The organism is Micromonospora vulcania (assembly GCF_042658605.1).
Lineage (GTDB): Bacteria > Actinomycetota > Actinomycetes > Mycobacteriales > Micromonosporaceae > Micromonospora > Micromonospora vulcania.
Map to the genome: position 1 here is coordinate 58592 of NZ_JBHSQS010000016.1, position 14549 is coordinate 73140.

14 protein-coding genes are annotated in these 14549 nt (G+C 71.9%); 7 read left to right on the forward strand and 7 right to left on the reverse strand.

Annotation, left to right across the window (positions count from 1 at the left end; all coding sequences use genetic code 11):
• Positions 1–23 precede the first annotated feature (23 nt).
• The 4 genes from ACFQGL_RS23750 to ACFQGL_RS23765 all read left to right on the forward strand — a co-directional run bounded on the left by ACFQGL_RS23750 (position 24) and on the right by ACFQGL_RS23765 (position 5237).
• Positions 24–1193 (forward strand): Gfo/Idh/MocA family protein, encoded by a 1170-nt coding sequence (locus tag ACFQGL_RS23750; RefSeq protein WP_377514575.1) that lies wholly within the window; start codon positions 24–26, stop codon positions 1191–1193.
• A gap of 213 nt (positions 1194–1406) precedes the next feature.
• The gene (locus ACFQGL_RS23755; RefSeq protein WP_377514576.1) at positions 1407–2762 is read left to right on the forward strand and encodes a pectate lyase family protein; all 1356 of its coding nucleotides are present in this window, start codon (positions 1407–1409) and stop codon (positions 2760–2762) included.
• 36 nt (positions 2763–2798) lie between these two features.
• The gene (locus ACFQGL_RS23760) at positions 2799–4391 is read left to right on the forward strand and encodes a pectate lyase family protein (protein ID WP_377514577.1); all 1593 of its coding nucleotides are present in this window, start codon (positions 2799–2801) and stop codon (positions 4389–4391) included.
• A 126-nt stretch (positions 4392–4517) separates the two neighbouring features.
• Positions 4518–5237, forward strand: coding sequence for an HD domain-containing protein (locus ACFQGL_RS23765; RefSeq protein WP_377514578.1), 720 nt, complete (start codon positions 4518–4520; stop codon positions 5235–5237).
• Positions 5238–5247: 10 nt separating this feature from the next.
• On the opposite strand, the gene ACFQGL_RS23770 is transcribed toward ACFQGL_RS23765, so the two are convergent.
• From ACFQGL_RS23770 to mptB, 4 genes are all read right to left on the reverse strand, one after another.
• A complete protein-coding gene (locus ACFQGL_RS23770; protein ID WP_377514579.1) occupies positions 5248–5601 on the reverse strand; it encodes a barstar family protein in 354 nt (117 codons plus the stop codon).
• A 62-nt stretch (positions 5602–5663) separates the two neighbouring features.
• The gene (locus ACFQGL_RS23775) at positions 5664–6113 is read right to left on the reverse strand and encodes a ribonuclease domain-containing protein (protein WP_377514580.1); all 450 of its coding nucleotides are present in this window, start codon (positions 6111–6113) and stop codon (positions 5664–5666) included.
• Between the two features lie 59 nt (positions 6114–6172).
• Positions 6173–7408, reverse strand: coding sequence for a glycosyltransferase 87 family protein (locus ACFQGL_RS23780; protein WP_377514581.1), 1236 nt, complete (start codon positions 7406–7408; stop codon positions 6173–6175).
• A complete protein-coding gene (gene mptB / locus ACFQGL_RS23785) occupies positions 7405–8943 on the reverse strand; it encodes a polyprenol phosphomannose-dependent alpha 1,6 mannosyltransferase MptB (RefSeq protein ID WP_377514582.1) in 1539 nt (512 codons plus the stop codon). Before mptB ends, ACFQGL_RS23780 begins: the two co-directional genes overlap by 4 nt.
• Before the next feature lie 238 nt (positions 8944–9181).
• Here mptB and ACFQGL_RS23790 point away from each other — a divergent pair, with 238 nt between their 5' ends.
• A complete protein-coding gene (locus ACFQGL_RS23790; RefSeq protein ID WP_377514583.1) occupies positions 9182–10021 on the forward strand; it encodes a hypothetical protein in 840 nt (279 codons plus the stop codon).
• A gap of 75 nt (positions 10022–10096) precedes the next feature.
• Here ACFQGL_RS23790 and ACFQGL_RS23795 read toward each other — a convergent pair whose 3' ends face one another.
• The 3 genes from ACFQGL_RS23795 to ACFQGL_RS23805 form a co-directional block, all read right to left on the reverse strand.
• The gene (locus tag ACFQGL_RS23795; protein WP_377514584.1) at positions 10097–11056 is read right to left on the reverse strand and encodes a DUF559 domain-containing protein; all 960 of its coding nucleotides are present in this window, start codon (positions 11054–11056) and stop codon (positions 10097–10099) included.
• A gap of 218 nt (positions 11057–11274) precedes the next feature.
• Positions 11275–11604, reverse strand: a complete 330-nt coding sequence (locus ACFQGL_RS23800; RefSeq protein WP_377514585.1) for a hypothetical protein — start codon at positions 11602–11604, stop codon at positions 11275–11277.
• 343 nt (positions 11605–11947) lie between these two features.
• Positions 11948–12922: a hypothetical protein gene (locus tag ACFQGL_RS23805; protein ID WP_377514586.1), complete on the reverse strand. Its 975-nt coding sequence runs from the start codon at positions 12920–12922 to the stop codon at positions 11948–11950.
• A 142-nt stretch (positions 12923–13064) separates the two neighbouring features.
• Between ACFQGL_RS23805 and ACFQGL_RS23810 the strand changes: the two genes are divergently transcribed.
• Together ACFQGL_RS23810 and ACFQGL_RS23815 are read left to right on the forward strand one after the other, a co-directional pair.
• A complete protein-coding gene (locus tag ACFQGL_RS23810; RefSeq protein WP_377514587.1) occupies positions 13065–13808 on the forward strand; it encodes a DNA alkylation repair protein in 744 nt (247 codons plus the stop codon).
• A 41-nt stretch (positions 13809–13849) separates the two neighbouring features.
• Positions 13850–14527 carry an HAD family hydrolase gene (locus tag ACFQGL_RS23815; RefSeq protein WP_377514588.1) on the forward strand — a complete coding sequence of 226 codons (678 nt, stop codon included), beginning with the start codon at positions 13850–13852 and terminating at the stop codon, positions 14525–14527.
• Positions 14528–14549 lie beyond the last annotated feature (22 nt).

Below are 14549 nucleotides of genomic sequence, written 5' to 3' on the forward strand. Positions count from 1 at the left end.
GGGCCGATGCTGGCCGGCGCCCGATGACCGGGCCGGCCCGGGTGGCGGTGATCGGGGCGAACGGGCACGGCCGGTGGCACCGGCGGGTGATCGCGCCGCTGCACGCGGCCGGTCGGGTACGGCTGGTCGCCCTGGTCGACGTCCAGCCGGTGCAGGACGACCCGGACGCGCCGGTGCCGCCCGAGGTCGGGGTCTTCACCGACCACCGGGCGATGCTCGCCGACGCCCGACCGGACGTGGTGGTGATCTGCACCCCGCCGCACACCCACCTCCCGATCGCCCGGGACGCCCTGGCCGCGGGCGCGGACCTGCTGCTGGAGAAGCCGCCGGTGCTGTCGCTGGCCGAGCACGACGAGCTGACCGGCGCACTGGCCGACGCCGGCCGGGTGGCCCAGGTCGGCTTCCAGGCGCTCGGTTCGGCGGCGCTGACCGCGTTGACCGACGCGCTGGCCGCCGGCCGGCTGGGCACCGTGACCGGCATCGCCACGGTCGCCGCGTGGCAGCGGCCGGACGCCTACTACGCCCGCTCCCCGTGGGCCGGTCGGCGGACCCTGGACGGCCGGCCGGTGCTGGACGGCGCGCTGGCCAACCCGCTCGCACACGCGGTGATGCAGTGCCTGGCGGTCGCCGAGTCGCTCGGCGGGACACCGCCCTGGCCGGTCACCATCGAGGTGGAGCGCTACCGGGTCCGGCCGATCGAGGTGGAGGACACGGCCGTGCTGCGGGTCGGGTTCCGTGCCGCCCCGCCGGTGCTGGCCGCGGTCACCCTGGCCGCGGAGGAGTTCGTGGCGGGCGAGGTGATGGTCACCGGCACGGCGGGGCACGCGGTGCTGGAATATCCGACGGACCGGTTGCGGCTGCCCGGCGACGCGGTGACCCGCCGGGTTCCGGGGCGGCGTGGGCTGCTGGAGAACCTGCTCGCCCACCGGGCCGACCCGCTCGGGGTGCCGCTGATCGCGCCGCTGGCTCGTACCGCCCCGTTCACCGCGCTGCTGGACGCGCTGCGGGCCGCGCCGGAACCCCGGCTGCTCGACGGGGACCTGGTCGCCGCGGTGGGCGACGGCACCGAGCGGGTACGCCACCTGCGGGGCGTGGTCGAGGTGCTGCGCCGTTCGGCCGAGCAGGGTCTGCTGCCGAGCGAGCTGGCGGTGCCCTGGGCGGTCCCCGCGTACCGCGCGAAGCTGGCGGGATAGGGGGCGACCGCAACCGGAGTGCAAACATCGCCCGGACGCCTTGGGGCCTTATCGGACAGACACCCGGATATCCCACCGGCAACGGTTGGGGCAATGCCGGTCGAGCCGGACAACTGCAACATTCCTGCACACACTATATATTGACTCCCATTAATCTGCGTACCTACCGTTTCTGGTGAATGCCGAACCACCACCAGCGAATGGGAAGAATCGATGCGCAGATCACTCACCGGCGCCACGGTGCTCGCGCTCCTGCTCTCGGCCGCACCGGCCGGCGCCGCTCCCCGTAGCGAGCCGGCGGACGGCGAGCGGCTCTCCTGGGCGGCCCGCCAACTCGGGCGGCAGGCTCTGCCCGAGCGGGACGGCTGGGCGGCCGAGGGCACCGGGACCACCGGCGGCTCGACGGCGACTCCCGAGCGGACCCGGGTGGTCCGCAGCCGCGCCGAGCTGGTCGCCGCGCTCGGCGGCGACAACGCCAGCAACGCCGCCGACGCCACTCCGAAGATCATTTATGTGGACGGGGCAGTCGACGGGTTCGAGGGGCCCGACGGCACCCCGCTGAACTGCGCGGATCTGGCCGATCCGGGCTACCGACTGGACGCCTACCTGGCCGCGTACGACCCGGCGGTGTGGGGTCGGGTCGCACCGACCGGGGCACTGGAGGAGGCCCGGGCGCGGTCGGTGGCCAACCAGACCCGGCAGACCCAGATCAACGTCGGCCCGAACACCACCATCATCGGGCTGCGCGGCGCCCGGCTGACCGGGCTCACCCTCATGATCGACCGAGCGTCGAACGTGATCGTCCGCAACCTGACCTTCGTCGACGCGCGGGACTGCTTCCCCGCCTGGTCGCCGACCGACGGCGAGGCCGGCAACTGGAACAGCCAGTACGACCAGATCTCGGTACGCCGCAGCGAGCACGTCTGGATCGACCACAACACCTTCACCGACGGCGACAACCCGGACAGCGGGCAGCCGACCTACTTCGGGCGGCCGTACCAGGTGCACGACGGCTCACTGGACGTCACACACACCGCCAGCCTGGTCACCGCCTCGTGGAACCGCTTCACCGGGCGGGACAAGCTGATGCTCATCGGCTCGTCCAACACCGTCGGCCCGGACGTGGGACGGCTGAAGGTCACCCTGCACCACAACCTCTTCGACGGCGTCCTGCAACGGCTGCCCCGGGTGCGCTTCGGCCAGGTCGACGTCTACAACAACCACTACCGGCTCGGCGGCGCCGACTTCCAGTACGCGCTCGGTGTCGGCGTGCAGTCCGCGCTGTACGCGCAGAACAACTTCTTCACGCTGGACGCGACGATCCAGGACGCCGACCTGCTCTACGACTGGGGCGGCACCGCGCTCACCGAGCGGGGCACCTGGGTCCGGCACGGTGGCGGCCCGGCCCGCCCGGTCGACCTGTTGGCCGCGTACAACGCCGCGCACGAGCCCGACCTGGGCGCCGACGCCGGCTGGACGCCCACGCTGCGCCGCGACCCGGTCCTGCCGACGCCCCTGGTTCCGCTCCTGGTCGGCCCGCTCGCCGGCGCCGACCGGCTGCCGGTCTAACCCCCCGCACCCCACCACCACCCCCGAGGAGATCCCGTGCGCATTCCACACCTCCCGCGAGGAGCGCTGGCCGCGGCCGGCGCCGGCCTCATCGCCGTCGCGCTCGCCGTCGGCGTGACCACCGGCGCCCAGGCGGCCACCCTGTTCGGCGACACCTTCGACGACGGCAACGCCGACGGCTGGTCGAAGTCCGGCGGCGACTGGTCGGTCATCACCGACGGCTCGCCGGCCTACCGCCAGGCCAACGCCGGCAGCGAACTGGCCCGGGCGTTCGCCGGGCAGACGAGCTGGACCGACTACCAGGTCCAGGCGCGGGTGAAGCCGTTGTCGTTCAACGGCACCGGTCGGGTGGTCGCGTTGGGCGCCCGCTCCACCAGCGCCACGAAGATGTACCGGCTTGCGCTGATCAACGCCAACCGGGCCGAACTCCAGGTGGTCAACGGCAGCGCGATCACCGTGCTCGGCTCGACCACGCTGACCGTCGCCACCGGCACCTGGTACACGCTGCGGTTGGAGGCCAGCGGAGGCACCATCCGCGGCTTCGTCAACGGTACGCAGATCGGCGCCGGCACGAACACCGCGTACGCCGCCGGCCGGATCGCGCTGGTCACCGCGTACGCCAGCGCGGTCTTCGACGACGTCGCGGTGGACGGCGTCGGCGGCCCGACCGACCCGCCGCCCACGGACCCGCCGCCCACCGACCCGCCGCCGACCACGCCGCCGCAGACCGGGCTGGTCGGCTGGGCCACCCAGAACGGCGGGACCACCGGGGGCGCCGGCGGTGGCACGGTGACCGTCAGCAGCGCGTCGGCGCTGGCCAGCGCGGTGCAGGGCAACACGCCGACCACCGTCCGGGTGAACGGGAGCTTCACCTGCTCGACCGAGATCCGCAGCGGCTCGAACAAGACGATCATCGGAGTGGGTTCGGGCGCCGGATGGTCCGGCTGCGGTCTCAACCTGGCCGACACCAGCAACGTGATCGTGCGCAACCTGAACATCTCCAAGGTGCGCGCCAGCGTCGGCAACGGTGACGCCATCCACCTGGACAACACCACCAACGTCTGGATCGACCACAACGACCTGTCCAGCGACACCACCAGCGGCACCGACTACTACGACGGCCTGGTCGACATGACGCACGGGTCGAACTACGTCACCGTCTCGTGGAACCGGCTGCACGACCACGTCAAGTGCTCGCTGGTCGGGCACAGCGACAGCAACTCCGGCGAGGACACCGGCAAGCTGAAGGTGACCTACCACCACAACGCGTTCAGCAACTGCTTCCAGCGCAACCCCCGGGTGCGGTTCGGCAATCCGGTGCACGTCTACAACAACTACTACGTGAACACGGCCAACCCGTCCTACAGCTACGGCATCGCCACCACCAACAACGCGGGCGTGCTGGTGGAGGGGAACTACTTCGAGAACATGACCGACCCGACGCACGTCGGTGAGGGCTCCTCCCCCGGCGGCAACCTGGTCGCCCGCAACAACGTGTTCGTCAACTCGGGCACACCGCAGACGGCCGGCTCGGTGGCCACCATCCCCTACTCGTACTCGCTGGACGCCGCCAGCACCGTCAAGTCGACGGTGACCGCCGGGGCGGGCACCGGGCGGATCACCGGCTGACCCGAGCACCCCGACGACCGGGCCGAACGCCGCGTGGGCGTCGGCCCGGTTGCGGTCGGGTCGCATCCGGGCGGGTCGGCAGCGTACGGGGCCATCGACACCGAGAAGATCGGCTATAAGTGACGCATGGACTTCCCGCCGCACCTGGGCAGCATGCCGATGCACGCGATCACCGAAATCCACGGTGAGCCCGGCCTGCTCGAACGCTTCCGGCTGGAGATCCAACAGTTCGACGACGCCGCCCGAGCCCGGCTGACCGCCGCGCTCGATCTGGCCGCTGACCTGCACCGCGACGACCGGCGGGTGCGCGAGCCGTACCTCAACCACCTGCTCCGGGTGGCCATCCGACTCATGCACCACTACCAGGTGTTGGACGTGGACGTGATCGTCGCGGGCCTGCTGCACGACGCCGTGGAGGACCATCCCACCGAGCTGGCCGGGCCCGACGCCGGCGACGACCCGACCGCGGCCGCGCTCGCGGTGCTCGCCGACCGGTTCGGGCCGCGGGTGGCCACGCTCGTCGCGGCGGTCACCAACCCGGTGTACGACCCCGAGCGCGATCGCAACGTCCAGTACCGGGAGCACCTGGCGGTCAGCCTGGACCGGGAGCCCTGGGCCCGCGTGATCAAGGTGTCGGACTTCACCGACAACGGCGTCGGAGTGATCCACACCGTGGGGCCGAAGGTGGTGTCCTCGGCGACGAAGTACCGGCCGCTGGTGCCGCTCTTTCGGGACCTGATCGGCCGCCCGGACACGCCGCTCTCGCAGGCCGTGAAGCGGCACATCTTCGGCCAGCTCGACCTCGCCGAGGAGCGGTTCAGCGCGATCCTGGACCAGCCGAACTGACCCGGTCGCGCTATCTCCGCAGGAGCACGCGCAGCGGGTGCGCGGCGGTGCCGGCGAGGTCGCCGAACACCCGCAGGAACAGGGCGTACTGGCCCGCCGGCTCGTCGGCGAGCAGGTGGTCGGCATCGTCGACGCACACGATCAGCGGGCCCGCGTCGAGTCGGTCCCGCAGCACGTCGGCGAGCGCGTCCCAGGTGTCGCCCCGGTAGGCCGGCAGCGCGAGCCCGGCGGCCAGCGCGGCGAAGAAACCGCCCCGGGTCCGGGCCGCCGCACCGGGCAGCACCACCACGCCGGGTACGTCGGTCATCGCGTCCCGGCGCACGCTGAGCCAGTCCGGCAGTTGATCGTCGTCCCGCTGCGACATCGGTGCCTCCTGACGTCTCGACGGTCGGGGCCGGTCGGGTGGACCGACCGGCCCCGGGTCGGTCAGATCCGGTAGAAGTCGGTGTAGTGGTTGGGCGAGAACCAGGTGGCGCCGGTGCTGCGGTTCACCACGATCCGGTACGCGTCGCGAGCCGCGCCCTGGGTACGCGGGTACACGTCGTACTCGTAGTAGGTGGCGTTGGTGGGCAGTTGACCCTCGTAGTTGTAGAACCGGCCGCCGGCGAAGTTGGACTTGCCGCCGCTCCAGGAATACCAGCCTCGGCTGGTCGGGAAGCCCTTGGCGGACCACCCCGAGCGGGCGGTACGGGCGTCGGCGCAGCGGCTGATGGTGCAGGAGCTGTAGACCGCCGCCGAGGCGGAGTCCGTCAACCGGGGTGCCACCACCGATGGTCCGACCAGTGCGGCGGCGACCATGGCGACGAGCAGGGCGAGGGTGGCGGTACGTCGGCGGATCGCGCCGAGCGTGGCCAGCGGGGACACGAGGGTGGACATGGGCTGCCTCCTGAGCATCCGATCCATCGATCCGCGTCACTGTCGGATCGGACCCAGTCTCACCGTTGTCGGCCCGCCGCAACAGTCCCCAGTGCCCCAACGACTCCACAATGGTTGGTGAACTCGGCGCCGATCGGAAGCAGCACGAGCATCCCGATGCCGACCCACAGGTACGCGTTGGCACCGAGGAGGCCCAGCGGGCCGGACGAGCCGTTGGCGAAGACCCAGACCAGCCCGCTGCACAGCAGCACGTACCCGGCGACCCCGGCGCGCAGGCGACGGCGGACCGTCGCGTCGACCGGCGGCCAGGGCAACGTCGACGCGGCCAGCACCACCAGCCCCGGCACCAGCCACACCAGGTGGTGCACCCAGGTGACCGGGCTGACCAGGCAGGCGGTGACACCGGTCAGCGCGAAGCCGGCCCGCTCGTCGCCCGCGCGTACGGCCCGGCGTACCCGCACCGCCCACACCACCAGCACGGCGACGACCAGCACCAGCCACAGCCGCCGGTCCGGGTGCGCCGGGTCGAGCCGGGCGACCAGGCCGAGCAGCGACTGGTTCGACACGTACGACAGCTCACCGACCCGGCCGGTGTCCCACAGCGCCTCGGTGAAGAAGGTCCGGGTGGCGTCCGGGGCGACCGCCGCGGCGAGCACGGTCGCGCCGACGGCGGTGCCGATGGCCGTGGCGGCTGCCCGCCAGCGGCCGGTGACCAGCAGGTACCCGATGAAGATCGCCGGCGTGAGCTTGACCGCCGCGGCCAGCCCAGCCCCGACGCCGGCCAGTGGGCTGCCCCGCTCCAGCAGCCAGAGATCCAGGTAGACCAGCGCCACCAGCAGCAGGTTGACCTGGCCGAAGCTCACCGTGTCCCGCACCGGGTTCAGGCCGGCCAGCAGGCAACAGGCCAGCGCGAGGGCGTACCAGCGGCTCCACCCGTACCGCCGGGCCAGCGGGTCCACCAGCAGGTGCAGCAGGAACGCCACGGCCAGCGCGGTGAGCAGCAGGTTCGCCACGATCGTCGGGTACCACGCGAGTGCCGCCATCGGCAGCATGCTGACCGCCGCGAACGGTGGATAGGTGAAGCCGTAGCCGTTCCCGGTGGTCCACTGGTAGAGGTCGCCGCCGCGTACCCAGTGCCCGACCGCGCCGTGGTAGACCCCGACGTCGAACCAGCCCCGGTGCCCGGGCAGCACCGCGATCGCCACCGCGAGCACGGTCACCAGCGCGGCCATGGCCAGTACCCGCCGGCGCGTCGTCGATCGCCGCTGTGCCGGTGGGATCAGCACGGCGCTCATGGGGCCACCCGCACGGGTGCCGACGGCAGCAGCAGGCGCAGCGAGCCGACCGCGAGCAGCCCGACCAGCACCCCGGTCGCGGCGAGCACCACCTGCGCCGCGTCCGGGCCGAAGCCGCTGGGCAGCGCCACGAACGCGAGCACCACCGCGCCCAGCGCCGCCGCGGGCCGGGCCCGCCCGTGCGGCGCCGCCGCCGCGATCAGCACCAGACCCCACAGCGCGTACCAGGGCCGGGTCGCCGGGCCGAGCAGCGCCACCGCCACCAGCACCAGACCCAGCGCGTACGCCGGGCCGAGCCGTCGCCGGTGCCACCAGGCGGCGACCGCGACGGCCAGCGCGGCGGCCACGCCCAGCCCGAGGCAGAGCCGCATCGGAGCGTCGCCCACGTGCAGGTCGAGCCGGCCGGCGGTACGCAGCGCCACCCGGCCCAGCGCGCTGGAGATCGACCAGCTGTGCCGGTACACCGGCGTGCCCAGTGCGCCGATCCACCCGTACCCGATGCCGGTGACCCAGCTGACCACGGCGGCGGTGCCCACCGCGACGCCGCCGGTGCGCGCCACCGAGGCCGGTAGCCCGCGGTGCCGCGCGGCGAGCGAGACGACGACCAGCAGCCCCACCACCGCCGGCACCTTGACCAGCGCGGCGAGGGTCACCAGCACGGTGGCCACGCCGTAGCGGCGCTCGAAGGCGAGGCTGAGCCCCGCCACCAGCAGCCCCAGCATCACCGCGTCGTTGTGCGCGCCGGCGACCAGGTGCAAGGGCACCAGGGGGTTGAGCACGCCCAACCAGAGCGCGGCGGCGGGGTCGACGCCGCAGTGCCGGGCGAGGCGGGGCAGGTACGCCACCAGCAGCCCCACCCCGGCGAGCGCCACCAACCGCAGCCCGAGTACGCCCAGCACCAGCTTGCCGCCGGTCACCGCGGAGACCACCGCCGCCATCGCGACGAACACCGGCCCGTACGGCGCGGGGGTCTGCTGCCACATCTGCGGCACCTCGGCGGCCAGTCCCCCGCCCAGTTGAGCCACACCGTGCCGGTACACGTCGATGTCGGCGAGCACCATCGCGCCCTGCGCGAGATAGCTGTAGGCGTCCCGGCTGAACAGCGGGGGCCCCACCAGCAACGGTGCGGCCCAGCAGGCGAGGGTGAGCGCGGCCGAGCGCCAGACCCGCGGGTCGCCCACCGGCGTGGAGACGGGGTGCCCGACCTGCGCCGCTGCTACCCGCAGCGCGGAGACGGGGTGCCCGACGTCGGCCGCCGCTACCCGCGGCGCGGGGACGGGGTGCCCGACCTGCGTCTCAACGGCTGGCGGGGCCGGGCGCAGGTGCCGGCCCGCCCACCACCAGGCGACGGCGAGCAGGGTCAGCCCGGCGTACCCGCAGAGCAGCCCCGGCCCGGCGAGCTGCCGCAGCGCCGTCCACCAGGCGGTGTGCGCGCCGACCGGAAGCGCGCCGGCGGCCAGGCCGGCACCGGCCAGCAGCGCGGCGCCGGCTCCGCCGAGCAGCCGGTATCCGACGACGGTCGACAGTGTGCGCACCCGGGCAGGATGTCGCCCCAGCCTGACCTGCTCGCGACCGCGCGACGAGCACCAGGCGACGACGCGGTGTCGCGGCGGCGTCTCTCGTGGCGCGCGTTTCTCGCGGCGGCGTCTCTCGTGGCGGCGTCTCTCGTGGCGGCGTTTCTCGTGGCGGCGTTTCTCGTGGCGGCGTGGCGGCGAGCAGATCGTTGACCGGTTGTTAGCGTGATATTTCGGATACGTGAGAAGGGAGCGCGGCATGACGGACGCCCCCGACAGCAGGCCGAAGCCTGGACAACAGTGGCGGCACCGGGGCCTGCGCGGGCTGGTCATCACCCGGCGGGTGAGCGTCCGCGGCTGGCGCCTGTTGGCGCGAAGCTGGGATCGCCTGGTCGCGGCGCTGCAGAACGAGGAGCCGGTGGGGCTGGCCGCCGCGACGTCCCAGGCCGGCCCGCTCGTCGAACAACGCGACGCCCCCGGGCTGATCGCGGTGCCCGCCCGCGGGTACGTGTACTCCTTCTACATCCGCGCCACGTTCGCCTGGTCGTCGGCGGCGAACCTGCGGGCCGAGGTGCTGAGCTGGTACGCGCAGTACTACCTGCCGCACGCGATCCAGCGGCTGACCCGGATCGCGGCAGACGCCGCCCGGGAGTTGCCGCCGTACCGGGCAGCGGACCTGGAACTGGCGGTGCAGCGGGCGCTCGCCGAGGACACGTGGCGCTACCAGCGCGGCGAGATCGTCATCACCTGCCAGCCCGACGCCGCCGTCCGCCTCGACGAGCGGATCAAGCCAACGCTCCAGCCGCACGTCGACCGGCTGGTGCAGCTGGAGTACCAGTTCGAGGAGCACCTGCGGCAGGCCCGGTACGCCGAACAACTGAGCCAGCGGTGGGCAACCCTCCTGGACGAGCACCTGGACGCGAACGCCCGCCAGGACGTCGCGAACGCCCGCCAGGAGATGCTCACCGCCCAGCGCAACGCCACCCGCTGGATCAACGAACTCCTCCGCCACCACAGCGACCCGTCGTCCCCATCCCCATCCCCATCTCCGTCGCTGTCCCCCATCCCGCCCCAGCCCAGCCCGGTCCCGCCGCGCTGAGTCCGCCCCGATTTCATGAGCACTTTGTCGTCAGTAGTTGTCTACGCCTTCTGACAACTACTGACGACAAAGTGCTCATGGAGGGGTTCGAAGGGTGCGGCGGGTGGCGAGGATGGCGAGGGTTTCGCGCCGGACCTGGGCGGGGTCCGCCAACAGGCGGCGGTGGCTGAAGCGGACCACCAGGATGCCCAGGGTGGCCAACAGTGCGTCGCGCCGTAGGTCGATCTCGCGCTCGGAGGGGTCTCCGTGACTGGTTGCGCCGTCCAGCTCGATGTTGACCCGTTCCGCCTCGGCGAACAGGTCCAGGTAGCTGGTCCGGGCTCCCACCCGTACCCGCGCCTGGCGGGTGAATGCCGGCATACCGGGGCCGGTGAAGACGTGGTCGTGGCCCCAGATCTCCAACGGACTGCGGCAGCCGGCAGCGAGTCGGTCCACCAGCTCGCGCAGCGCCGTACGCTCGGTCAGCTGCGGCACCTCGGCAACGGCGGCGATCAACCGCTGCGGGGTGGTCAGCCGATCGTTGACCGCCCGAATCAGCGGTGCCGGCCGGTCCGCTGGCGGTAGCAGCGGCCAGCAGTCCACCAGCGTCCGTTCCAGTCGGGTCACCGGCATCGCACTCCGAACAACCACCTGCGGTGGCTCGGCGGCGAACGCCGGACGGTGACGTACCACGAGGTGCGGTCGGCTGCACAGACCCGACGCGATCGGCACGTCCAGGTGCACCGGCTCCTCCAGCCGCTGCCGGCGTAGACCCCACACGTCGAGTGCCGTCAGCCGGCTCAGAGCCCCGCGCCCACCCCCGTACGCCAGCGCCGCCCGACGGGCCAACTCCGGCTGGACCCGGGCCAGGGCCGGGAAGTCGGGGTTCCGCTCCGACACCAACGCGGCGTCAACGTAGACCTCCGGAAGCAGCCGAACCAGCCGACCAGCCCGGCGGGAGGCCTGGATCGTCCAGGCCGGTGCCACCCGCAACACGTCCCGCCGGGTGACGAGCCCACCGCTCTGCCCGAGCAGGGCTTCCAGGGTCGCGTCCACGCGCCCCACCGTGCCCCGACCACCGATTGAATGCCGCCCCTGCCGGGGCAGCTGTGGACGGTGCAGGCACCTGTGGACGCCGCCGCACATGCCACCACCATGTGGTAAGCGCTGAGGCGCTCGCGGCAATGCCGAGCCGCTGGCCATCGGCGGACCCCGCGTTGACAACCCCGTCTCTCGCGAGCGACCGCCGTCGGAGATGTGTGCAGGTGCAATCGTCAGATTCTCGGACGCGCATCCTCGATCCGCCCCGCTTTCACGTACGCAAGGAAGCCGGCCTGCTCGGTGCGACCAAGGGCAGCGAACGCGGAGTAGGCACTCGCCCGTGCGTGCGCAGTTTCAGCGGCCAGCAGACCGATGATCGCTGCCCAGGCAAGCGAGACCAGGTGAAATGCGCTGTCCTCGCGCAGAGCGGGGAGCCGACTCAGCTGATCAAGCCGGGTTGCGGCATCGTCGTCCGATCGCGCGCGGTCGACCAGTTCGAAGACCGCCTTGCCCCGGTACGGGCCACCGCTCGCGGCCAGGTCCGCCAACCCCTCGTTGGTCATCTCCCGCACCGGTGGAACCGGGAGGCTGGGCGGCGGAGGCGCGGTCATGGTTCAACTCCGAAAATTCTCGAATACTCGTCGCGGATAGCTTGTTTCAGGCGCTCGACTGACTCGTGATCGATGCAATGCCTTTCCGAGTGGGCTCGCGCAGCTGGCTGGTGCTCAAGCGGCACTTCCGCGTTGCGGTCGGCCATCGGTCGCGGCATCTCGGCTGTTCCGAGGACGAGCGCGGGGGGCCGGCCGCAGAAGCTTTCCGGAGCCCGCGCCCTAGCCCCTCGACGGCGTCTCGATGTCGGAGCAGCGACGTACCCGTGCTGGATCTGATTGTCCGGCCACGGGAGAGTCAACAGAATCTCGTCGGGCAGAGCCAGCCTGGCACGTTGACGTCATCGTCCCCGTCATTGTTCCGAGGCACGGAGGGAAGGCGTCCGCCGCTGTTCCCCTGCCCGCTGATCTTGGGCGCGTCCTTCACCGTCACGACGATAAGGCGACCGGGTCGGAGAACCTGACCGGCGGCCGGGATGCCGTCCACCACGACCGAACCCGATTCGTACGCCATCTTCAGCCCGGCCCGGGCCCTGGTCTCCTCGGCCGGCTCCCAACCGTCGATGGTGTACTTGTCGTTGGGCTCGGTCGCGGACTTCGGTGCCTGGCCCTTGGCGTACCGGTAGAGGACAAGCTCGCTCATTCCGGCGAGCACCCCGTTGTTGCTCGACAGAGAGCCGGCCGGCATGCCCTTGGGTAGGCGCGGCATCTTCGGGTGTGCGGCGAACCAGGCGGCCTCCTCGTTCTTGAGCACCAGCACCGTGACTTCCGAGCCCCGCGCGACCGGCGTGCCGGCGGGCGGTTCCATCGCGACGACGAGCCAGTTCTTCTCGACGAGGACATGCCGGTCGAGCGGTGAGGCGTCCCGGACCGTCGAGCGCAGGCCGACGCCGCCGATCAGCTCGGTCGCGGCGTAAGGCTTGTTGCCGACCGCGTAGGGAACGGTGGGTGGCACCAGAGTGGATGGGGCCACCGACGGTGAGCGAGACGGAGCCGGCGAGGCGGCCATCGACGACGTCGATGCCGATACGCCGTCCTGCCTCGCGAAGACGGCGGGATAGAAGGCGGCGCCGAACGCGACGGAGGCGAGGGCGACAACCGCACCGCCGACCGCCTTGCCGTTCGAGGGTCCCTCTTCACTGCCTCGGCGCACGACCCAGGTCGCCACCACCCACAGTCCCCACACCGCGCCGACAATCGGTGCAAGGAGCAACGCCAGCGCCACCACCGCGATTGCTCCGAGCACCGTCCCGGCACCCTTGTTCTTAGCCACGAGACTGCGCCCCTCCTGACTGGCCCCGACGTCGGATTCAACCGACTGCCCATAAGATCATCTCGCCGTCGTACGCGAAAGGCACCAGCCTTCATCTGAACGCAGCACCTTCCACACCCCCGGTCGCGTAGTTTGCGTAGTCATGGCCACGACCGCCGACGTCCGGCACGACCTCGCCAGCCTCGCCGACCCGCGTCGGGCGGAGGCGTCGAGCCGGTTTCTGCAGATGGGGCCGGGCGGGTACGGCGAGGGCGACCTGGCCATCGGTGTCTCGGTGCCGGACCAGCGTCGGGTGGCCGCCCGGTACTGGCGCGACCTCGCCCTGACCGAGACCGCGGAGCTGCTGAACGACGGCGTGCACGAGGTGAGGTTGACCTCGCTGTTCATCCTGGTGCGCCAGTTCGCCAAGGGCGACGAGGAGCAACGGGGCCGGATCTTCGACCTCGTCCTGGCCAACACCAGCCGCATCAACAACTGGGACCTGGCGGACTCGTCGGCGCCGTACATCGTCGGTCCCTGGCTGCTCGACAAGGACCGCGGCGTCCTGGATCGGCTGGCCACGTCGAACCTGGTGTGGGACCGGCGGATCGCCATCATGGCGACCTTCGCGTTCATCAAGTCCGGCGATTTTGACTGGACCTTCCGGCTCAGTGAGCGGCTCCTGCACGACCCGCATGACCTGGTGCACAAGGCGGTGGGCTGGATGCTGCGCGAGGTCGGCAACCGCGACAGGGCCGCCGAGGAGGAGTTCCTGGCCCGGACCTACCGGGTCATGCCGCGGGTCATGCTGCGGTACGCCATCGAGAAGTTCGAACCGCAGCGACGGAGGGCGTACCTCTCGGGCGTGGCCTGGACGACGACGGACGCCCGCACCGGCGCGCGGTGACGGCCGGACGCGCTCTTCACCTGCCAGGGGATACTGCTGCGGTGACGATCAAGGCCCTCATCTTCGACTTCGACGGTCTGCTGATGGACACGGAGACCACGCTGCTGGAGAGCTGGCGCTGGGAGTGGCGGCGGCACGGCCTGCAGCTCGACCCGACGGGCTTCTTCGCCGACCACGGTGGCGACGCGAACGAGGCGCGTTACACCGCGCTCGAAGCGGCGGTCGGTCGGGCCTACGACCGTACGTCGAGCCACGCGCTGCGGATGGCGCACCGGGCGAAGCTGAATGCGGCGCTGGAGCCGGCACCCGGCATCGTCGCGTGGCTGGATCGGGCCGCCGAGCTGGGGCTACGGCTCGCCGTGGCGAGCAGTTCCCCGATCACACACGTGGGCGCGATGCTGGACCAGGCGGGGCTGCGGGCGCGGTTCGAGGTGCTGGCGACCGGCGAGGAAGTTCCCGCGCACAAGCCCGATCCGGCTGTCTATCTGCTGGCGCTGGATCGACTCGGACTGCCCGCGGATCAGGCGGTCGCGTTCGAGGACACCGCGCACGGCGTGGCGGCGGCGCACGCCTGTGGGCTTCGGTGCGTTGCGGTGCCGAACCCACACGCGGACCACCGCCGTTTCACGGCCGCGGACCTTCTGCTGCCCAGTGCGGCGGATCTGCCCCTGGACGCGCTCCTGGCCAGACTGGATCGGCGCGCGAGCCGTCTCCGCTGACCCTGCGTCGGCGAGTTCCCGC

Bases quoted from the DNA above. Each gene is read 5' to 3' on its own strand.
- ACFQGL_RS23750 (WP_377514575.1), top strand. From the start codon at position 24: ATGACCGGGCCGGCCCGGGTGGCGGTGATCGGGGCGAACGGGCACGGC.
- ACFQGL_RS23755 (WP_377514576.1), top strand. From the start codon at position 1,407: ATGCGCAGATCACTCACCGGCGCCACGGTGCTCGCGCTCCTGCTCTCG.
- ACFQGL_RS23765 (WP_377514578.1), top strand. From the start codon at position 4,518: ATGGACTTCCCGCCGCACCTGGGCAGCATGCCGATGCACGCGATCACC.
- ACFQGL_RS23770 (WP_377514579.1), bottom strand. From the start codon at position 5,601: ATGTCGCAGCGGGACGACGATCAACTGCCGGACTGGCTCAGCGTGCGC.
- ACFQGL_RS23775 (WP_377514580.1), bottom strand. From the start codon at position 6,113: ATGTCCACCCTCGTGTCCCCGCTGGCCACGCTCGGCGCGATCCGCCGA.
- ACFQGL_RS23780 (WP_377514581.1), bottom strand. From the start codon at position 7,408: ATGAGCGCCGTGCTGATCCCACCGGCACAGCGGCGATCGACGACGCGC.
- ACFQGL_RS23790 (WP_377514583.1), top strand. From the start codon at position 9,182: ATGACGGACGCCCCCGACAGCAGGCCGAAGCCTGGACAACAGTGGCGG.
- ACFQGL_RS23800 (WP_377514585.1), bottom strand. From the start codon at position 11,604: ATGACCAACGAGGGGTTGGCGGACCTGGCCGCGAGCGGTGGCCCGTAC.
- ACFQGL_RS23810 (WP_377514587.1), top strand. From the start codon at position 13,065: ATGGCCACGACCGCCGACGTCCGGCACGACCTCGCCAGCCTCGCCGAC.